19 protein-coding genes and 2 pseudogenes are annotated in these 18,719 nt (G+C 55.0%); 7 read left to right on the top strand and 14 right to left on the bottom strand.

Annotation, left to right across the window (positions count from 1 at the left end; translation table 11 throughout):
* From MFLA_RS02160 to MFLA_RS02150, 3 genes are all read right to left on the bottom strand, one after another.
* On the bottom strand, nt 1-573 hold the full coding sequence (locus MFLA_RS02160; RefSeq protein ID WP_011478788.1) for a lytic transglycosylase domain-containing protein: 573 nt from the start codon (nt 571-573) through the stop codon (nt 1-3).
* Between the two features lie 47 nt (nt 574-620).
* Nucleotides 621-2,342 (bottom strand): proline--tRNA ligase, encoded by a 1,722-nt coding sequence (locus tag MFLA_RS02155; RefSeq protein ID WP_011478787.1) that lies wholly within the window; start codon nt 2,340-2,342, stop codon nt 621-623.
* 79 nt (nt 2,343-2,421) lie between these two features.
* On the bottom strand, nt 2,422-2,832 hold the full coding sequence (locus tag MFLA_RS02150; RefSeq protein ID WP_011478786.1) for a hypothetical protein: 411 nt from the start codon (nt 2,830-2,832) through the stop codon (nt 2,422-2,424).
* A gap of 247 nt (nt 2,833-3,079) precedes the next feature.
* Here MFLA_RS02150 and MFLA_RS02145 point away from each other — a divergent pair, with 247 nt between their 5' ends.
* Nucleotides 3,080-3,610, top strand: coding sequence for a hypothetical protein (locus MFLA_RS02145; RefSeq protein WP_011478785.1), 531 nt, complete (start codon nt 3,080-3,082; stop codon nt 3,608-3,610).
* Between the two features lie 142 nt (nt 3,611-3,752).
* Here MFLA_RS02145 and MFLA_RS02140 read toward each other — a convergent pair whose 3' ends face one another.
* From MFLA_RS02140 to MFLA_RS02105, 8 genes are all read right to left on the bottom strand, one after another.
* Nucleotides 3,753-4,262, bottom strand: a complete 510-nt coding sequence (locus MFLA_RS02140) for a TPM domain-containing protein (protein WP_011478784.1) — start codon at nt 4,260-4,262, stop codon at nt 3,753-3,755.
* Between the two features lie 3 nt (nt 4,263-4,265).
* Nucleotides 4,266-5,129, bottom strand: coding sequence for a TPM domain-containing protein (locus tag MFLA_RS02135; RefSeq protein WP_011478783.1), 864 nt, complete (start codon nt 5,127-5,129; stop codon nt 4,266-4,268).
* A 12-nt stretch (nt 5,130-5,141) separates the two neighbouring features.
* The gene (locus MFLA_RS02130; RefSeq protein ID WP_011478782.1) at nt 5,142-5,735 is read right to left on the bottom strand and encodes a LemA family protein; all 594 of its coding nucleotides are present in this window, start codon (nt 5,733-5,735) and stop codon (nt 5,142-5,144) included.
* Nucleotides 5,736-5,925: 190 nt separating this feature from the next.
* Nucleotides 5,926-6,918 (bottom strand): uracil-DNA glycosylase, encoded by a 993-nt coding sequence (locus tag MFLA_RS15030; protein WP_011478781.1) that lies wholly within the window; start codon nt 6,916-6,918, stop codon nt 5,926-5,928.
* 10 nt (nt 6,919-6,928) lie between these two features.
* Nucleotides 6,929-7,390 carry a ribosomal protein S18-alanine N-acetyltransferase gene (gene rimI, locus MFLA_RS02120; protein ID WP_011478780.1) on the bottom strand — a complete coding sequence of 154 codons (462 nt, stop codon included), beginning with the start codon at nt 7,388-7,390 and terminating at the stop codon, nt 6,929-6,931.
* Nucleotides 7,387-8,082, bottom strand: a complete 696-nt coding sequence (gene tsaB, locus MFLA_RS02115) for a tRNA (adenosine(37)-N6)-threonylcarbamoyltransferase complex dimerization subunit type 1 TsaB (protein WP_011478779.1) — start codon at nt 8,080-8,082, stop codon at nt 7,387-7,389. The genes rimI and tsaB overlap by 4 nt, the downstream gene beginning before the upstream one ends.
* Nucleotides 8,079-10,019, bottom strand: coding sequence for an ATP-dependent DNA helicase (locus MFLA_RS02110; protein WP_011478778.1), 1,941 nt, complete (start codon nt 10,017-10,019; stop codon nt 8,079-8,081). Before MFLA_RS02110 ends, tsaB begins: the two co-directional genes overlap by 4 nt.
* Complete coding sequence (locus MFLA_RS02105) at nt 10,019-11,023, bottom strand: integron integrase (RefSeq protein WP_011478777.1); 1,005 nt, start codon at nt 11,021-11,023, stop codon at nt 10,019-10,021. The genes MFLA_RS02110 and MFLA_RS02105 overlap by 1 nt, the downstream gene beginning before the upstream one ends.
* 112 nt (nt 11,024-11,135) lie before the next feature.
* Here MFLA_RS02105 and MFLA_RS02100 point away from each other — a divergent pair, with 112 nt between their 5' ends.
* The 4 genes and pseudogenes from MFLA_RS02100 to MFLA_RS14260 form a co-directional block, all read left to right on the top strand.
* Nucleotides 11,136-11,750, top strand: a complete 615-nt coding sequence (locus MFLA_RS02100) for a cation transporter (RefSeq protein ID WP_011478776.1) — start codon at nt 11,136-11,138, stop codon at nt 11,748-11,750.
* 107 nt (nt 11,751-11,857) lie between these two features.
* Complete coding sequence (locus MFLA_RS02095; protein WP_048811501.1) at nt 11,858-12,697, top strand: leucine-rich repeat domain-containing protein; 840 nt, start codon at nt 11,858-11,860, stop codon at nt 12,695-12,697.
* A gap of 119 nt (nt 12,698-12,816) precedes the next feature.
* Nucleotides 12,817-13,209: a VOC family protein gene (locus MFLA_RS02090; RefSeq protein WP_011478774.1), complete on the top strand. Its 393-nt coding sequence runs from the start codon at nt 12,817-12,819 to the stop codon at nt 13,207-13,209.
* A gap of 709 nt (nt 13,210-13,918) precedes the next feature.
* A pseudogene (locus MFLA_RS14260) lies at nt 13,919-14,185 on the top strand (peptidylprolyl isomerase); the annotation flags it as partial.
* A 653-nt stretch (nt 14,186-14,838) separates the two neighbouring features.
* On the opposite strand, the pseudogene MFLA_RS02080 reads toward MFLA_RS14260, so the two are convergent.
* Both MFLA_RS02080 and MFLA_RS02075 read right to left on the bottom strand, forming a co-directional pair.
* Nucleotides 14,839-15,099: pseudogene (locus tag MFLA_RS02080) on the bottom strand (DEAD/DEAH box helicase); the annotation flags it as partial.
* A gap of 86 nt (nt 15,100-15,185) precedes the next feature.
* Entirely contained in the window at nt 15,186-15,641 is a 456-nt protein-coding gene (locus MFLA_RS02075) for a PACE efflux transporter (protein ID WP_011478771.1), read from the bottom strand.
* A 97-nt stretch (nt 15,642-15,738) separates the two neighbouring features.
* On the opposite strand from MFLA_RS02075, the gene MFLA_RS02070 reads away from it, so the two are divergent.
* Nucleotides 15,739-16,626, top strand: coding sequence for a LysR family transcriptional regulator (locus MFLA_RS02070; RefSeq protein ID WP_011478770.1), 888 nt, complete (start codon nt 15,739-15,741; stop codon nt 16,624-16,626).
* A gap of 10 nt (nt 16,627-16,636) precedes the next feature.
* On the opposite strand, the gene MFLA_RS02065 is transcribed toward MFLA_RS02070, so the two are convergent.
* A complete protein-coding gene (locus MFLA_RS02065) occupies nt 16,637-17,365 on the bottom strand; it encodes a proteasome-type protease (protein ID WP_011478769.1) in 729 nt (242 codons plus the stop codon).
* A 137-nt stretch (nt 17,366-17,502) separates the two neighbouring features.
* Between MFLA_RS02065 and MFLA_RS02060 the strand changes: the two genes are divergently transcribed.
* Nucleotides 17,503-18,543 (top strand): NADP(H)-dependent aldo-keto reductase, encoded by a 1,041-nt coding sequence (locus tag MFLA_RS02060; protein WP_011478768.1) that lies wholly within the window; start codon nt 17,503-17,505, stop codon nt 18,541-18,543.
* The last annotated feature ends 176 nt before the right edge of the window (nt 18,544-18,719 follow it).

Genomic DNA, 18,719 nt, shown 5'->3' with positions numbered 1-18,719 from the left:
CTAATTCAATGCCGCTGCCGTCACGGCAGGCGCCTGATAGGCCCAGGACTTGCGCCAGGCATTGAGGACAAGGTTGGGATATTCCGGCTTGCCCAGGCTACCGTTGTAGCGGCCGAGGGCACGGAAGAGGTCGCCCTTCTCAATATCGAGATAATGCCGCAGGATGGTGCAGCCATACCGCAGGTTCAGGCGCATGTGAAACAGGTTGTGGTCGCTGGCGCCGATGGCCTTGACCCAGAACGGCATCACCTGCATATAGCCGCGCGCGCCGGCCGACGACACTGCATACTTGTTGAATGCGCTTTCGACGTGGATCAATGCCAGAACCAGCTGCGGATCTAGCCCGGCCCGCGTCGCCTCGTAATGCACGGTTCGGAGAAACTCCTCCCGCATCCGCATGTCTGGAATCCGCTTTTGCAATCTCTTGGACATGGCCTGCAGCCAGGCCTCCCCTTCTTCAGGGCTGGCAGCAGCCAGGCGCGGCGCGGCGCTGTCGCTGATTGAGCGCTGCATCATCGCCCGTACGCTATTGGACAATGGCTCTTCCTTCTGCGCGCCGGCATCCGCCGGCATGCTGGCGCACCACAGGCTGGCGAACAACAGTAAGCCAGCCCGCTGCACTAGAGTGCCTGCCTGACTATGGACACGATATCCGCCAATGCAACGGTCTCGGCACTGGCAGCAGTACGTGCCTGGTATTCTACCTGGCCCTCTTTCAGGCCGCGGTCGCCGATGACAATGCGGTGCGGGATGCCGATCAGCTCCAGGTCGGCAAACATGACGCCTGGACGCTCGCCGCGATCATCCAGCAGTACATCGATGCCCAGCGCGGACAGCTCATCATACAACGCATGGGCCGCAGATTGCACAGCCTCGCTCTTGTCATAGCCGATCGGCGCAATCGCCACCGAGAACGGCGCCATGGCTGCGGGGAAGATAATGCCGCGCTCGTCGTTGCCCTGCTCGATCGCAGCACCGACGATGCGCGATACGCCAATGCCATAACAGCCCATTTCCATGAACTGCTTCTGGCCATTTTCATCAAGGTAAGTCGCTTCCATGGCTTCCGTATACTTGGTTCGCAACTGGAAGATATGCCCGACCTCTATACCACGGCATAGGCTGATGCAACCTTTTCCATCAGGACTGGGGTCACCTTCGACCACATTGCGGATATCCGCCACTATCATCGGCTCCGGCAAATCGCGGCCAAAATTGACACCAGCCAAGTGGAGTTTGGGCTTGTTGGCGCCGCAGACGAAATCGCTCATGACGGCCACGCTGCGGTCTGCGACCACATTGACCTGGGTGGAAACACCCACCGGTCCGATAAAGCCCGGAGGGCAGCCCAGGTATTCGCGGATTTCCAGCTCGGAAGCAAAGCGAAAACTTGACAGGCCGGGCACCTTGGCGGCCTTGACCTCATTCAACGCATGGTCGCCGCGCAGCAACAGCAGGTAGAACTGGCTATTGCCCGCCTCGTCCGTTGCCACGACGGCAATCGACTTCACGGTCTGCTGCAGACTGATGCCCAGCAATGCCGCCACGTCTTCGCACGTGGTCTGCTTTGGGGTATCCACCTCGCGCAGGGGTTCTTTCGGCTCGCCCCTGGGATGCTCAGGCGCCAATGCCTCCGCCAGCTCCACATTGGCGGCAAAGTCGGAGTGCTCGCAATAGGCCAGCGCATCCTCTCCCGAATCCGCCAATACGTGGAACTCGTGCGAACCATCACCGCCAATGGCCCCCGTATCCGCACGCACGGCACGAAACTTCAAGCCCAGGCGGTTGAATATATTGCTGTAGGCCTGGTACATGGTGTCGTAGGTCTGTTGCAGCGACTCCAGGCTGGTATGGAAGGAGTAGCCATCCTTCATCACGAATTCGCGTGCGCGCATGACACCGAAGCGTGGACGGATTTCATCGCGGAACTTGGTCTGTATCTGGTAGAAATTGAGCGGTAACTGCTTGTAGGAGCGGATTTCGCGACGCGCGATATCGGTGATCACTTCTTCATGCGTAGGCCCGAAACAGAAATCACGCTCGTGACGGTCGCGAATCTTCAGCATTTGCGGCCCAAATACTGCCCAGCGGCCGGTTTCTTCCCAGAGTTCCTTGGGCTGGACGGCTGGCATAAGCAACTCCAGCGCGCCGGCGCGGTTCATCTCTTCGCGCACAATGGTTTCCACCTTGCGTAGTACACGCAGGCCGAGTGGCATCCAGCTATACAAGCCGGAACCCAGTCGCTTGATCAAGCCAGCGCGCAGCATGAGCTTGTGGCTGGCAAGCTCCGCTTCCTGTGGGGCTTCTTTCTGTGTGGCGAGGAAAAACTGTGACGCGCGCATATTGTTCGTTTCTTCGAAAATTTCGGATGCTGCGGATTTTATCGGGAAACGTGCGGCGCGTCAGCCGTCGTGCACGGATCTAGGCAACGGCAGCCGTCTTTTTTTCCACCAGACTGTAAAGCTTATCCCGTAGCGGCATGTACTCGGGCTCCTGATCGACAACATAGTAATTTGTCATCTGGCCGAAGCTGAGGTTGACCGCATACCCAAGCGCAATTGAGCGTGCCGGGAAAGGGCCGCGCGCCACGATGCCTCGCGTCAGGCTGCCCGACACCAGAATCACGCGGGACTGAGGAGGAATATCGCCGTATTGTTCTGCCTGGGAAGACGGGATGAGATCGACGAATTGATGAAACAGCTTTTCATCGTTGTCAGTAACAGGGCCATCAAGCTGGTCCAGATACTGCTCGATGACAGGCTGGTCCTCGTCGTCGTATACACCGACCAGCCTCATGCCTTTGATGACATTACCTCTAAACAAGGCTTTCATTTCATTATCCTTCCATGGATGGTATCCATTTGATATAACGACATACCGTGACAAAATCTGAGATCGGCATGTTGGCGGCCTCGACTTTTGGCCTCTGTCCGCCCACTCCCCATAAAAGCACCAGCCGGATGTTCCTGCCGTTTTTTATGGGCACTCACACAACAACAAAAAACTGTTATACCCTTATGACCGCATGACATAGTCCATGCGCCCATGTACATCACAGAGAGATTGACGCCGTACCACTATGACAACACTCACATCATCTGAATGGGCCGCCTGGGTTCAGGCTATTGGCTCCGTCGTTGCCATCTTCGCCGCCATCGGTATTTCTGCCTGGCAAAATTATGTAGACACCCGTCGCCGCAGCATGGAACAGCGTGGCTATTCCAAGCGGCTGATGTCGGTCACCCACAAAATTGCCTATGATATTTATCTGACACTACACAATATCGAACAGTTGCGCAGCAATCCACTAAAAAGTGAAACCCGGCAAATGCGCGACTTCAACCGCAGTAAGCTAGGTCGCCTTGAAAAGGCCCTGCATGCCATTCCACTGCACAACCTCGGCACCATTACCGCCGTCGAGCAAGTCATGATCATCTTCTCGCAAATCGAGGCTGCTAACAACCTGCTGGCGCCTGAGCCTGCCGACATGAAACATAATATCGATCATGTCCCCTGCAGCGAGATATATGGTCGCGCCTGGCGTCCTATCGTGGAGGCCTGCCGCGTCGCCAGCTACACATTGCGCGGCGAAGTGCTCAACTACACCTGAAAGGCAACACCGTCGGCAGCGCCCCCATGACGCTGCCGCCGAACTCTATGGGTAATCTGGCCAATGTTTTAGCTGCCAGCCCCCTGCTGGATTTTGCCTAGGCTGGGTGGTCCTGGTGCCAGCCGGGTTACTCCAAGCCCGACTACAAGACCACAGGCTTGTTGCAGAGCTCGTTCCTGGCCTCTGAGGTGGCAGGGAAATGTTGCTGCAAGGATTTGCCGATCTCTGTGATGGCGTAGATCACGCCTTCCTCAAACCGCCCCTGACGGAACTTTTCCTGCATGACCTTGACGATGCTTTCCCAGCCTTGTTGGCCCAGATGACGATTGATGCCACGGTCAGCCAATATTTCGACATCATGATCGGCCATTAGCAGGTATATCAGCACACCGTTGTTCTGCTCGGTGTCCCATATTCCTAGTTGCGAGAACAGCTCGATCGCCCGCTGACGCGGCGTCACACCGCGCAATATCGCCAGGGGGTGCAAGTCTCCCTCGACGACAAAGCGGATTTCACCACTATGGGTTTTCTCGCTTGCAGAAATTGCCTGCTCGATACGCTGCAATGCAGCGGCAGGAAAGTGCCGACGCACATGCCACGGGGTATTGAACACATGCGCCAGCAATCGCATGAATGTATTTCGCTTTTTCATGTCTTACCAGTCGCCCGAGGCGCCTCCTCCTCCAAAGCCACCGCCGCCGCCGGAGAATCCACCGCCCCAGCCGCCACGGCCACCGCCAAACCCACCGACAATCGGTACGCCTCCCATGGCAGAACCCACCATGGTGATGAAGAACGCGACGAAACCAAGCGCTGCGGCAAACAATAATCCGCCGCCGAAAAGCACCACCGCGCCGCCGACCAGGCCGCCATTGATGGCACTGCCAAGGAAGTTACCGAATATGGCGCGCAACACGCCCCCCAGAATCAACCCACCAAACAGCAGCAGAGGCAGCATTTCGCCGAAACCACCGCTACCGCCTTGCGGACGTTGTTTGGGCGGAGCGGGCAAGCCTTCGCCGGCAATCAGGCGCGTGATATATCCCAGCGCCGCATCGATGCCGCCGTAGAAATCCCCTTGACGGAACGCAGGCGCCATCACGTCGGAGACAATGCGCTTGGCAATCACGTCGGGAATAGCGCCTTCCAGTCCATAGCCCACCTCGATGCGCATCTTGCGGTCATCCTTGGCCACCAGCACCAAGACGCCATCATCGACCTTACCTCGCCCAAGCTTCCAGGCTTCTACCACGCGCATGGAATATTGCTCTATCGCCTCCTGGCCCGTGGTCGGCACCAGCAGCACAGCAATCTGGCTACCTTTTTCCCGCTCGAATTGTGCAAGCCTGTTCTCAAGCGCAGCCAGCTCCTGCTGGCTCAAAGTGCCGGTGAGGTCCGTGACTCTCGCCGTCAGCGTGGGCACGGCCACTTCATCGGCATGAACCATCCCGGCGACCGCCAGCCATAGCCACAAGAGCGGGGCAAGCAGTCTGGCAAAGATGTGTTTGCTCTGAACCAATGCGCGACCTCGTTATTTATCGAAGCTGACGGCGGGAGCCTTGGAAAGCTCGCTCTCGTTCTCAACCGAGAAGTTGGGCTTGGGCTGGTAGCCGAACAGCTTGGCGGTCATGTTGTTGGGAAATTGCCGGACAGCCGTGTTATAAGCCTGCACCGACTTGATATAGCGGTTACGCGCCACGGCCACACGATTCTCAGTACCTTCCAATTGCGCCTGCAAGTCGCGGAAGTTGGCATCAGCCTTGAGCTGAGGATAGTTTTCGGCAATGGCCATCAGGCGGGAAAGCGCAGACGTCATCTGATTTTGTGCTTCCTGGAACCGCGCAAATGCCTGTTCATCGTTCAGCAATTCCGGCGTTGCCTGAATGCTGCCTACTCTGGAGCGCGCCTCGGTCACTTGCGCCAGCACTTCTTGCTCATGCGCTGCATACCCCTTGACGGTATTCACCAGGTTAGGTACCAGGTCAGCACGACGCTGATATTGATTCAATACTTCGGACCAGTCCGCCTTGACTTGCTCATCCAGGCTCTGGAAAGTGTTATAACCACAGCCGCTCAAGGTCAGCACCATGAGTACGGCAACGAACTTCAACCAGATTTTTTGCATGTTCAATCCCTTCATTTCAAGAGTCAATTCAATTCATTCATTTTCATTGTATGCGAGAGCAACAAACAAAACCCGGCACAACGATGCAGCCAGACATCCTGGCGAAGGCAATCATATGGAGACAATCACTGGCGCCGGAAAAATTCTGTTGGCCGCTCCACACGCAGGCGGCAATCCGCCACTACATCGACTAGCGCTGAGATGGGGATGACGCCGCCGATTTCAAGTGCTGCATGGTTTCTCTCGCAAAACACAAGTCATCCCAGGCCTTGGCCTTGTCTGCCAGGTTTCTCAGGAGGTAGGCTGGATGATACGTCACTATCACCGGCACGCCGTGAAAGTCATGCAATGCACCGCGTAACCCTGCAATGCTCTTGTCGCTGGCAAGCAGCGACTGCGCTGCAAACTTTCCCAGTGCGACGATCAGCTTCGGCTTGATCAGCTCCACCTGGCGCTTGAGGTAAGGGTCGCATTTCACCACCTCTTCGCCCTGCGGATCACGATTGGCGGGCGGACGGCATTTCAGGACATTGGCAATGTAGACATTCTCACCACGCTTCAACGCAATGGCAGCCAACATATTGTCGAGCAACTGCCCGGCCGGGCCGACGAATGGCTCGCCCCACCGGTCTTCCTCGGCCCCGGGCGCCTCGCCGACGAACAACCATTCCGCATTGGGGTCGCCAATACCGAACACCGTCTGAGTACGTTTCTGTGCGAGGTCGCACGCTTCGCATTCCGATACACTCTGCTGCAAGGCTTGCCAATCCATGGCCATGATGGCAGTACGCCTGTCGCCCTGCGGGGCAGAGACCTCTTCAATCAATGGTGGTACGACGCTTTCACCGAACTCCGGCCATGTCTGCATGGCTTCGAAATATTCCGGATCGGGCTGGATAGCGCCAGCCTCATGACTATCGGCCTCGCACGCTGGCTCGGCTTGAACCGCCATCGGCGCTAGCGATGCCTCAACCGGCTCAGGCGTCTGAAGCTGCAACGACTCACTGCACTCCATGCCGGCAGGAGCATTCCCTTCGGCGCCAGTTGGCCCGGGATCCACCGCAGTGGCTGCTTGTCGTCCGTCCTGCGGCTGAGCTGCAGTCGGCAAGACAATCGGGTTACGCAAGTGCCAGACTGGCAGCAACTCCAGTTCGCGCAATATATCTTCACGACTCAGGCCCATGTCGCCCTCTTCACAATGCAGCACCCATCAGCACGGCATCTTCGCGACCATTTGGCGCAGGATAATACCCGCGGCGGATCGCCATTTCATTGAAGCCCATACTTTCATAAAGCTTCAGTGCCGCCTGGTTGGAAGGACGCACTTCCAGAAACATATGAAGAGCGCCATGTTGGCGGCCAACATCCATCATGTGGGCCAGCAGACTGCGCCCATAGCCTTTACCCTGCCAGGGCGCCGCAATGCTGATATTCAGCAGATGCGCCTCATCCAGCACCATCATCATGACGGCATAGCCGATTACTTCTCCATCGCGCTCATATACCCAGCAGCGATGACCGGCGTTCAAGGAATCTTTGAAATTGCCCCGGGTCCAGGGGTAGGGATAAATCGTCGGCTCTATTCTCGACACCGCATCCAGGTCTGCCGCCTGCATGGGCCGCAAACTGGTTTCGGGCTTCAGTACGGCGTTCATGCACTGGCCGCCCTGGCTTCGCGCTCGCGCGTGGTCAGCGCGACCTTGTTGCGGATATAGATGGGGGCGGCTTCGCTGGCCGGGCGCCCCTGAGCAGCTGCAAAACCGGGCAATGCCAGCCGCGCAATCGCCGCAGCACGCGGATAGGCTTGAGGAATACACTGCGCCAGCTGGCGGCCATAGCGCTGCTCCAGCGCTTGCGCATAAGCCTTCCAGCCGCTGCCTGTCCCGGTCCAGCCGTCGCCCCCGATATCCGGCACCATATCCGGCGCATACAGCCCGGCAGCAATAACCTCCTGCCAACCTGTAGCTGTTTTCTCATATGCAGCGTGGTAGACCTCTCCCATGCGCGCATCAAGGCAGGCGATCACCCTGTCAGCGCCCTGGGCATCCTCGGCCAGTGCCAGCAAGGTACTCACGCCGATGACGGGTAGCCCTGCCCCAAAAGCCAGCCCCTGGGCGACGCCACAAGCGATGCGCAAGCCCGTGAACGAGCCGGGGCCGGCACCAAAGGCGATGCCGTCCAGGTCGCGCAGCGACAGGCCCGTTTCGTCCAGCAGCTCGCGCAGCAATGGCAGGATACGCTGGGAATGGGACTGGCCTGCCAGCAGCTCGCGCTCGGCCAGCTTGCCATCGAGCAGCAAGGCCAGCGACAGGTATTCCGTAGAAGTATCTAGTGCAAGGAGTTTCATGCCGGATCAGGTGGGGAAGAAGCGAAGAATTCTACTACATCTTCCACATTGCGCGTCCGCCGCATCGGCGGCAGGCTCTGCCAGATGCGGCGCCCGTAAGGCTTGCTGATCAGCCTCGGGTCGCAGATCATCAGCACACCGCGGTCGCGTTCATCGCGGATCAGGCGCCCCGCACCCTGTTTGAGCGTAATCACGGCATAAGGCAACTGGTATTCCATGAAGGCGTTCTTGCCCTCGGCATTCATCTTGTCGATGCGTGCCGCCAGCACCGGGTCATCGGGCGGAGCAAACGGCAGCTTGTCGATGATCACAGCAGACAGTGCTTCGCCGCGCACGTCCACCCCTTCCCAGAAGCTCTGCGAACCCACCAGCACGGCATTGCCGAGCCGGCGGAAACGCTCAAGCAACTCGCTGCGTGCCGTATCGCCCTGCATCAGCAACGGGTATTCCAGACCTTCGGCAGCAAAGGCATCCTTGAGCAGCGCGTGCAATTCACGCATTGCGCGCAAGCTGGTGCAGAGCACGAACGCCCGCCCACGACTGGCCTTGATCACCGGTAAGGCCATGGCGGCGACGGAGGCCACATACCCTGCGCTATTGGGCTCGGGCATGCCCTGCGGCACATAGAGCAAGGCTTGCCGCCCGTACTCGAACGGGCTGTCCCAATGTCCAGTAGCGGCATCCTGTAGGCCCATCTGGGAAAGGTAGTGGCTGAAATCGCTTTTGACTGCCAATGTCGCGGACGTAAAAATCCAAGCTCTGGGTTGAGCGTTAAGCTGCTTACTGAAGCCTTCGGCTACGGAAAGCGGGGTGGCATGAAGCTGCACCGATTGGCTGAACACCTCTACCCAGCGCACCAGATTGGCATCGGTAGCGTCATGCCAGCGTTGCAGCAAAGCCTGCAACGCAAGCGCGCGCTGCCAGCAATTGTCGACGGCGGGATCGCGCTCTGCCTGGGTTTCCAGGATTTTCGCCAGGTCAACGAGCTTTTCCTGCATCGTCGCATAGGCGGCCTCGAAGTTGCGCAAGGCCAGGGCTTTCTGCACCGGCAGGCGCGCGCCCTCGTAAGCAAAAATCAAGCGAAAATCGCGTACGGCCTTTTCCAATGCCGCGGTGGCCTCAGGCAGCACCGTGCAATCCTTGATAGTCGTGAGGTACTCATTGTGAGAGTCGCGCGCCAGCTCCATGAGCTGGCTGGTGGAATAACCCTCACCAAAGAACATGCCCGCGACTTCGGGCAGCTGGTGCGCTTCGTCGAAGATGACAGTATTCGCCGTGGGCAACAGCTCGGCCACACCTTCGTCGCGCAGCATCACGTCGGCGAAGAACAAATGGTGGTTCACCACTACCACGTCTGCAGCCAGCGCACGCTTACGCGCTTCCATGACAAAGCAATCCTTGTAGAAGGCGCACTCCTGCCCCACGCAATTGTCGCGGGTGGAAGTCACTGCGGGCCAGATGGTGGCGCTCTCAGGCACCGAAGTCAGCTCGCTTTTGTCGCCCGTGGCGCTGTTCTCGGCAAAGGCCTGGATCTTGTGGACATAGGCCGCGTCTTCGCGCGAATAGAAGCGGCCCTCGCTCATCGCGCGCTGCAGGTGGAAATGGCAGACGTAATTGGCACGCCCTTTCAGCATGGCGACGGTAACCGGCACCTTGAGAGCGTCGCGCACGGCAGGCAGGTCGCGGTTGAACAGCTGATCCTGCAATGTCTTGGTGCCGGTGGAAATGATGACCTTGCCGCCCGACAGCAGCGCTGGCACGAGATAGGCAAAAGTCTTGCCGGTGCCGGTGCCGGCCTCGGCTACCAGTTGACGGTTATGCTTGATCGCCTCGGCGATCGCCTGCGCCATTTCCTGCTGTTGGACGCGCGAACGATAGCCAGGAATGTTTTCCGCCAATGGACCTTGCGCGGAAAAGACATGATCAATATCCGTCATTAAAGTCCTATCTGATCCAGCGGACTAACGACCCCTTTGCCACCACGGTTCAGCACATGGGTGTAAATCATGGTAGTAGAAACATCAGAATGCCCCAGCAATTCCTGCACGGTACGAATGTCATATCCGGACTGCAAAAGATGGGTAGCAAAAGAATGGCGCAAGGTATGTGGTGTCGCCGGCTTGGCGATTCCAGCCGCAAACACGGCCTGCTTCATGGCGCGTTGCACGCCTTTTTCATCCATATGATGCCGCCGTGTCTTGCCCGAGCGCGGGTCAACAGATAACTGGCGCGACGGAAAAACATACTGCCAACCCCAGTCACGTCCGGCATTCGGATATTTTTTATCCAATGCAAATGGCAGATACACCTCACCAAAACCTGCCGCCACATCTTCTTCATGCAACATCTTTACCTTAACCAAATGACCTTTTAACGCTGACACAACAGACTCGGGTAGCATGGTTACCCTATCCTTAAAACCCTTACCCTCGCGCACCACAATCTCACGCCGCTCAATATCCACATCTTTCACCCGTAGCCGCACTGCCTCCATCAAACGCAAGCCGCCACCATAGAGCAAAGCAGCAACCAATGCATGTGTGCCAGATAACCCAGCCAATACAGACTGCACCTCACTCACACTCAACACCACAGGCAACCGCTTGGGCACGTTAGCCTGCGTGACGTTATCCAGCCACGGCAACTCAACTTCAAGCACTTCACGATATAAATACAACAACGCGGATTTCGCCTGATTCTGGGTCGATGCAGCCACATTCCGCTTAACCGCCAGATGCGTCAAAAATGCCTCAATATCCGCCGCTCCCATATCTCGCGGATGACGCTTGCCATGAAAAAGAATATAGCGTTTAATCCAATCAACATAAGCCTGCTCTGTACGCAAACTATAATGCTTGAGTCGCAGCTTATCGCGCACCATATCCAATAACTTGGGTGCTTTTCCCACGGTGACATTGGCCGGAAAATTAGGGTATGCCATTAAATTTAATTACATTAAAAACAGTTAGTTATAAAATAATTTCCAGATTATACACCTTCAAGGTGCATTACACATGCATTTTTAGGGTGTCTACTATTAGTTAGGTGCGCTTATGTCAGATTGCGGCTGCGAGTTTGAAGCAAAAAACAATGCAGAACTGAAGGTTCTGCGGATTCTCCTTGGCATCAACGCTGCAATGTTTGTTGTTGAGTTCGTCGCTGGCTTGGCTGCCCATTCAACTGGCCTGCTTGCTGACTCCCTTGACATGTTCGCTGATGCCAGTGTTTACGCCATCAGCCTCTACGCGGTCGGTCGAGAAATCTCGTTCAAGGCCAGAGCGGCTCGTGTAAGTGGCGTCCTGCAAATTCTCCTCGGCCTTAGCGTCTTAGTTGAGGTCGGTCGCCGCTTCATCTTCGGTAGCGAGCCAGAGAGCGGGCTTATGCTGGGCATCGGCGCCCTAGCACTTTCCGCTAACATCGTATGCCTTGCGTTACTCGCCAAACACCGCGACGGCGAGGTGCATATGCGGGCCTCCTGGATCTTCTCGGCCAATGATGTCATCGCCAACCTCGGCGTTATTCTGTCAGGTATCCTTGTTGCCATAACCTCATCGCGAGTGCCAGATTTGGTCATCGGGCTTCTCATTGCGGCCGTTGTGGTACGAGGCGGCCTCACCATACTGCGTGAGGCAAGAGCAGCTGGTGCAGATCATGGGGGGCGCACCTAACAATTCATTCAAGCCGACGCCGCTTCGCGGCGCGGCTTAACTCAGGTGTTAGGCGCTCAACGGGCTTGTTTTGCCCCCATATTCCCCAATGCTCAGGAGATTTTAATATGTTCAATATTTTTAATAATCGAAAGCAGCCTGAATTTCGAGACGCTGATCTTGATAGGTTCAAAGAGCTTACACGTGATCCGAGAGTTCTGGATGCGCTTTATAAATTTGACCTAGGCATTACCAGACTTCCACTTGACATTAGTTTTCAAGTTCAGGAGTGCATACAACTATCAAACATACTTACTGGAAAATGCCAAATTATGTCCACTGCGCTATTTGATGCTGCCAAGTCAGGTCAGTGGCAGTCCGTACATGACCGGCTATCTACATTTCAAAAATATCAAGACTCACATCAGTCACAGAATGACTCTCACCTTGATAAAATTATCGAGTGGGCAAATAAATATGCTCTCCCAGAGCTATCACCATTTAACACGCCATTTTACAAAACGACTGGGATTCCAAGAAACAAGAAAGATCTTATGTCCCTTCGCTTTATTCACGCGACAAACGCAGGAATTGATGAGATCCCAGAAGAAATAGCATATCTTCCAAATATTCAAGGAATTTGCTTATCCGGAAACAGAATACGAGAAATACCTGAAAAAATCTGCGAGATGAGCACAGTGGTCATGCTGGATTTAGATGATAACTTAATTAAATATATCCCAGAAAATATCGGGAATATGATCAGCCTTAATCAGATAGACCTGGATGAAAACGATATAAGCAACATTCCAAAGTCCATATTGAGGTTAGAGAGGCTGTCGGCATTGCGCCTAAGAAAACAGAAGCATGGTCATCCATTACACTACCAAGCTGCTCCTCTTGATGATGCCAGCCAACGCATCTTAGCCAGCCTCTCCAGCAGGCAAAACCTTAGGCTATTTCTATAAGAGTCCGGCCTCATCCATCCCGCGCCTAACAAGTCGTTCAAGGCCGACGCCTTCGGCGCGGCCTTAACTCCAACGTTAGAACACACGCAGCTGCACCGAGCTGCTCCAAGGAAGATCAGATGCAAAATCAATTCGTCGCAGGCGCGGTCATCTATGCAAAGGACATTGAGCGTGTGAGTCAGTTTTATTTCGAGCTTGCTGGTCTGCCAGTCGTCCAACAAGAGCCAGGCTATGCGCTGCTTGAGTCTGCTAATTTCCAGCTTGCGGTAGTAGCCATCTCGCCTGCAATCGCAGCTCAAATCACCATCTCATCGCCACCGGAACGCCGAGAAAACACAGCAATCAAGCTTTGCTTTGCCGTCCAAAATCTTGTTTCTGCACGGGAGGTTGCAGTGCGGTTAGGTGGCGAACTAAATAGTCCAGAGCGCGAGTGGGAATTTCAAGGCAATAAGGTGTGTGATGCCCATGATCCCGAAGGTAATGTTTTTCAGGTTCGAGCCAGTGCGTTCTAACAACTGGCTCAAATCGTTCGCTTCGCTCACTGGGACGGGCTAAAGCCCGCCCCTTAGCCAAACGTTAGGGAGGGAATCTATGTTGAATATCGGAAGCGGAGATTTATTCGACCCTATAGCTTTCTTAATCAAGAAGTTGATTAGTAAGTTTGGCCAAGAAATATACAAAACTTTTTTGCTCAACACCAATTTCGGAGTGGGCATTGAGAGAATGGACATATTTATCTTTTTTAGTTGCAACCCCAACATTGGTAATTACAGCAATTGTTTACCTTAAAAAGCGAAGTCCAATTAAAACTGTTAAGTAAGTTCACTCCCAATGCCTCATAAATTTCGCTCTTCATCCAGCTTGAATCCTAACCATCATTCAAGCAGGACGCCTAACGGCGCCCCTTAATTCAAACGTTAGGTATGTAGATCATTTATCTTAAATATTAATAAAAAAATCATGAACCAAAAAATATCACTTATAAATTACGTAATCGCTATATTTCTATTAACACTGCTTTATTCGGGCACAAGTGCATCTGAAGTAACGAATTCTGCGAATGAGACGAATGTCACTGATGAGGAGGTTAGAAGTGCATACGAAGCATATGCAAAAAATTGGTCAGGTGATGAATATGATTTGCGGCATATTTTGGCCTATTCGCATGAAGAAGCTTTATCTGCTCTGAAACGAATACAGGACGGATAGTCGTTTGCTCAAGCCGCTGCAGCAGTTTCAATTGACCCTGGATCCAGAGATAATGGGGGTGAGTTGGGTTGGAATCTGCCAGTTTTTTTTGCACCCGAATTCACACAAGTTGTGGTTTCTTTAGCACCTAAAGGGCTTACTCCAGAACCTATAAGAACTCGTTTTGGCTGGCATATCATTGAACTAAAAAATATTAGAAAAGCAGAGCCACCGCCATTTGAGGAAGTGAAAAACGAACTAATAAGGCAGTTACAAGTGCGCAAAATTACCAACCCGTAATTATTACCTCGTATTGAAAATTAAAAGGGAAGTCATACCTAACCCATCATTTAAGTGGGGCACGCTAAAGCTCGCAGCCTCTTAGTTTTACGTTAGACCTATCTATAGATTGACGATCTATTAGCGAGAACGAGAGAAATGAGCCACCCCCCAAAATTTGACGAAGCTGAATTGGTTACACTGATTGATGGATTGGTTAGGTCAGCTCCCGGATTAGATAGCGGCAGGGCAAAAGTACGCGAGATCACCCATAAACAAGAGAGATATCGAGGCGGGTACGACGCGGTTGTGTCATCTGTTCTTCCGTTCTATGTTCAGGCAAAGACAGCGGCCTTTCATCCAGAGCATTCGACTAGCGATATTATTTCTGGGCGCAACGCATTACGCGTGAATTCGTCTCCAAGTGCATTTTCCTTTTATCTTAGAACATCAAGGAACGACAGAGCCACTGCAACATAATGCGCTGTACTGGATGTCCTTACGCTCAATGGCTGCGTATGTCTGTCCAACATTCTTGTCAGAAAAGGCGTTCGATGCTCGGCTGGACGAAGCTCTTAATGTCAGAAGGCATGAAGTGTGGTCCTACCAGGAAACTGAATATCATGAGCCAGCGAAAGGCCAAATCTCCAAGATTCGCGCAAGACACTTTACTGAGCTGGTAAGTTGAACAGCTGATCCTGCAATGTCTTGGTGCCGGTGGAAATGATGACCTTGCCGCCCGACAGCAGCGCTGGCACGAGATAGGCAAAAGTCTTGCCGGTGCCGGTGCCGGCCTCGGCTACCAGTTGGCGGTTATGCTTGATCGCCTCGGCGATCGCCTGCGCCATTTCCTGCTGTTGGACGCGCGAGCGATAGCCGGGAATGGTCTCCGCCAATGGGCCATTGGCAGAAAAAACATGATCTAGGTCGCTCAAGCAGGGCCTTCAACATCGTTCGGGAACAAGACCTTGTCATTATACTGGAGTTGGCCCGCGCGTCTGGCGGAATAATCCCGAGCCCATCATGCCTTGCAACCCTTGGGCTGCTGCCCAGTAGTGGCCTGAGCCGAGGCAGGCAGTCCGAACACATGGTCAAACAGCAGGTTAAAGAGATAGGTATAAATCAGGAAAAATATAATCAGGCCGATATCCATCCACAATGCCTCCCATAAGCTCACCTGCAGCCACCAAGCAAACAAGGGCACCAGCGTCACCACCAGGCCGGCCTCGAACCCGGCGGCATGAAGCAAACGGCGGGCAACACTACGGCCTGTTCCGGGCTGCCTAGCCTCCCATGCTTCAAACCCGGTGTTATAGATCAGGTTCCAAATGAACGCCACGGTAGATGAAGCCACTCCGGCAACGCCGGCATGCGCCAGGCTGCGGCCGGAGAACAGGGCCAACCCCACGCTGGTGAACAGCATGGCGAATGCCTCATAAAGAGTGACATAGACCAGCTTGCGCTTGATCCCTTGCATGAAATAACTCCCAACACGATTTGATTTGACATGAGTCTACGGGAGTTAATATGATAGAAAAAGTCAATATCTTTCAATTTTATTGAAAGTTAAATCCATGGCTTTTTCCAGCGACAATGTCAAAATCTTCCTTGCCGTCATAGACAGGGGTTCGTTTTCTGCGGCCGCCCGCGTGCTGGGCCGCGTGCCTTCGGCTGTCAGCATGGCCATCGCCCAGCTAGAGGCCGAACTCGACTTGCTGCTGTTCGACCGCAGCGGGCACTCTCCGATCCCCACACCGGCCGCCCTTGCCTTGGAGCCCTTGGCTCGCCAGTTGATGAGCCAGCTCACGCAATTGCAGGCGCATGCCCTATCGCTGCACCAAGGATTGGAAAAACGCTTGAGCATCGCCATTGCCCCGGAGCTGCTTTCCGCGCCATGGAGCCTTCCCCTTGCACATCTCGCAGAAGAATTTCCAGCGCTGGAAATCGAGGTATTGTCTGCCCCGCAGGAAGATGCCCTGCGCATGCTGCACGAAGGATGCGTCCAGCTTGCCTTGGTGTTCGAGCGGCCGGCGCTAGACGAAAGGGAGGCCTTTCAGGAGTTGCGCAGCGAAGTGCTGATTGCGGTAGTCGCGCCATCCCATGCCTTCTGCCAGCCCCAGGGCCGCAAATTGCGCGAGAGCGACTTGATGGCGGCCAGACAGATTGTGATTGCGAGCCGGGATGAGCAACTAAACGATCCGCGCTTTATCGTCGGACGCCAGGTTTGGCGTACCGACAGCTACCTGGCCAGCCTCAGCATGGTGCAGGCAGGCCTGGGCTGGGCTTACCTGCCGCAGGCACTGGTCGAACCACTGATCAAGGGCGGAACGCTTTACGCGATCGAATTCGAGAACATGAGCAACCAATTAAGGCTGTGGGTAGACATGGTATGGAGCAAGGACCGTCCGCTGGGGCTGGGCGCCAGCCGCCTGATTGCCTTATTGCGGGAAATGCGGCAATAAGCGGCCACAATCAACACCAGTCGGGATTAGGCAATCCGGAAAACACCTGGCGCAATCCATCCGACCACCCCTGGCGTATCATGGTGTAGTAAGGATCGCTGTCAGTGATGCGTTGCTTGCAATCAGCGTGGAAGCTGTCTGTACGGTAGATCAAGAGATCAATGGGCGCCGCAACGGAAATATTGCTGCGGATGGTCGAATCGAAAGAGATCAGCACGCATTTCACCGCCTCCATGATGTCGCTTCCATGCGTAATCACCCGGTCAATGATGGGCTTGCCGTACTTGGTTTCGCCGATCTGGAAATAAGGGGTTTCCCGGCTGGTTTCGATGAAATTGCCCGCCGCATAGATGGAGAACAGCCTGGGCGCCTCGCTACCGATCTGTCCGCCCAGCAAGATACTGGCATTGAACTCGGTATTGTGGTTTTTCAGGTGCTCGTGGTCCAGTTCATACACGACCCGCAACTGCTCGCCTACCAGCTGGGCGGCGTCAAACATGTTCGTGACATTGTGCAATGTCGCGCCCTCGTTGAGCGCAAGCGCATCCCGCAGGCGATTGATGACCGCCTGGGTGATGGCAAGATTGCCTGCCGTCATCAAGGTAATCACACGTTCACCCGGCACATCAAATACGCTCATCTTGGGGAACACAGCCACTTGGTCGACGCCAGCATTGGTACGGGTATCGGATGCCATGACCAGCCCCTGGTCGAGTAACAGGCCTACACAATAAGTCATGCGGAACACACGGTGGTTGATTTGGGTTCATCATACGCATGCACATAGGGCTCGACAATACCGCGATGGGAGTAGTACCAACCGTTTACGGAAAATGACGTACACTTGTCCTTTTCCCACAGATTCAGGTCAGTCACATGGAATACCGCAAGCTAGGGCAATCAGACCTTAATGTATCCGCGATCTGCCTGGGAACCATGACCTTCGGCGACCAGAACACCGAGGCCGAAGGCCATGCCCAGCTGGATTACGCGCTGTCTCAGGGCATCAACTTCATCGACACGGCCGAAATGTATCCGGTGCCGCCCAAGGCCGAGACCTATACCCGTACCGAAAGCATCATCGGCACCTGGCTCAAGCGCCAGCCACGCGACAAGATCATCCTCGCCAGCAAGGTGGCGGGCGGCAATCGCAAGCTTGACTGGATACGGGGTGGACCAGTCGCGGTAGACCGCGAGAATGTACGGGCAGCAATCGAAGGCTCGCTCAAGCGCCTGCAGACTGACTATCTCGACCTTTACCAGATCCACTGGCCGGAACGCAACGTGCCCATCTTCGGCCAATACCAGTTCGACCCCGCCAAGGAAACCAAAGCCTGGGTATCGATCCAGGATCAACTGGAAACATTGGCGGAATTAGTCAAGGAAGGCAAGGTACGCTACGTCGGTGTGTCCAATGAGCAGCCGTGGGGAGTGATGGAATTCCTGCGCATTTCCGAGCAATACGGACTGCCCCGGATCGCCTCTATCCAGAACAGCTACAGCCTGCTCAACCGCGGCTTCGAGTTCGGCATGACCGAGATCGTCTACCGCGAGCAGGTCAGTTTACTCCCCTACTCTCCCCTGGCGTTTGGGCATCTTACAGGGAAATATATCGAGGATCCGCAGGCAAAAGGCCGCGTCACCCTGTTTCCCGGCTACGCCCAGCGCTACACCAAACCCAACGTCATCCCTGCCAGTGCGGCCTATGCGGGACTCGCGCGCAAACATGGCTTGAGCCCTGCCGAACTGGCGCTGTCGTTCGTCTACCACCGTTGGTTCGTCACCAGCACCATCATCGGCGCGACCAGCCTGGACCAGCTCCAGGAGAATATCGGCGCCTGGAGTAAACCGCTGTCGCAGGATATCCTGCAGGAAATCGAGGCCATCCACCTGCGGTACATGATCCCCGCGCCTTGATAACCTCCATCGGGGTATGCCTGAACAATATAACCTGCTTGGCCTCCTTAGGTGATCCACAGGCCATGCCTATATGGCTTGGCCCTTTCAGCCAGGAGCATGGATAAGACGTGACAGCATCCCCTTACACGAGGCGTTTGACACGCCTTTGCTTGGCGCAGCGCTGGATTGATGCT

It is taken from the genome of Methylobacillus flagellatus KT (genome assembly GCF_000013705.1).
In the GTDB taxonomy this organism is placed as follows: Bacteria; Pseudomonadota; Gammaproteobacteria; order Burkholderiales; family Methylophilaceae; genus Methylobacillus; species Methylobacillus flagellatus.
The sequence above is the reverse complement of the archived record's forward strand: the minus strand, read 5'-3'. Positions and strand labels throughout refer to the sequence as shown.

Excerpts from the sequence above, each read along its gene's own strand:
- MFLA_RS02075 (WP_011478771.1), bottom strand. The coding sequence starts at position 15,641 with ATGCAAGGGATCAAGCGCAAGCTGGTCTATGTCACTCTTTATGAGGCA.
- MFLA_RS02155 (WP_011478787.1), bottom strand. The coding sequence starts at position 2,342 with ATGCGCGCGTCACAGTTTTTCCTCGCCACACAGAAAGAAGCCCCACAG.
- MFLA_RS02110 (WP_011478778.1), bottom strand. The coding sequence starts at position 10,019 with ATGACGGATATTGATCATGTCTTTTCCGCGCAAGGTCCATTGGCGGAA.
- MFLA_RS02160 (WP_011478788.1), bottom strand. The coding sequence starts at position 573 with ATGCCGGCGGATGCCGGCGCGCAGAAGGAAGAGCCATTGTCCAATAGC.
- rimI (WP_011478780.1), bottom strand. The coding sequence starts at position 7,390 with ATGAACGCCGTACTGAAGCCCGAAACCAGTTTGCGGCCCATGCAGGCG.
- MFLA_RS02150 (WP_011478786.1), bottom strand. The coding sequence starts at position 2,832 with ATGAAAGCCTTGTTTAGAGGTAATGTCATCAAAGGCATGAGGCTGGTC.
- MFLA_RS02070 (WP_011478770.1), top strand. The coding sequence starts at position 15,739 with ATGGCTTTTTCCAGCGACAATGTCAAAATCTTCCTTGCCGTCATAGAC.
- MFLA_RS15030 (WP_011478781.1), bottom strand. The coding sequence starts at position 6,918 with ATGGGCCTGAGTCGTGAAGATATATTGCGCGAACTGGAGTTGCTGCCA.
- MFLA_RS02065 (WP_011478769.1), bottom strand. The coding sequence starts at position 17,365 with ATGACTTATTGTGTAGGCCTGTTACTCGACCAGGGGCTGGTCATGGCA.
- MFLA_RS02100 (WP_011478776.1), top strand. The coding sequence starts at position 11,136 with ATGTCAGATTGCGGCTGCGAGTTTGAAGCAAAAAACAATGCAGAACTG.
- MFLA_RS02095 (WP_048811501.1), top strand. The coding sequence starts at position 11,858 with ATGTTCAATATTTTTAATAATCGAAAGCAGCCTGAATTTCGAGACGCT.
- MFLA_RS02060 (WP_011478768.1), top strand. The coding sequence starts at position 17,503 with ATGGAATACCGCAAGCTAGGGCAATCAGACCTTAATGTATCCGCGATC.
- MFLA_RS02145 (WP_011478785.1), top strand. The coding sequence starts at position 3,080 with ATGACAACACTCACATCATCTGAATGGGCCGCCTGGGTTCAGGCTATT.
- MFLA_RS02140 (WP_011478784.1), bottom strand. The coding sequence starts at position 4,262 with ATGAAAAAGCGAAATACATTCATGCGATTGCTGGCGCATGTGTTCAAT.
- MFLA_RS02130 (WP_011478782.1), bottom strand. The coding sequence starts at position 5,735 with ATGCAAAAAATCTGGTTGAAGTTCGTTGCCGTACTCATGGTGCTGACC.
- MFLA_RS02090 (WP_011478774.1), top strand. The coding sequence starts at position 12,817 with ATGCAAAATCAATTCGTCGCAGGCGCGGTCATCTATGCAAAGGACATT.
- MFLA_RS02105 (WP_011478777.1), bottom strand. The coding sequence starts at position 11,023 with ATGGCATACCCTAATTTTCCGGCCAATGTCACCGTGGGAAAAGCACCC.
- tsaB (WP_011478779.1), bottom strand. The coding sequence starts at position 8,082 with ATGAAACTCCTTGCACTAGATACTTCTACGGAATACCTGTCGCTGGCC.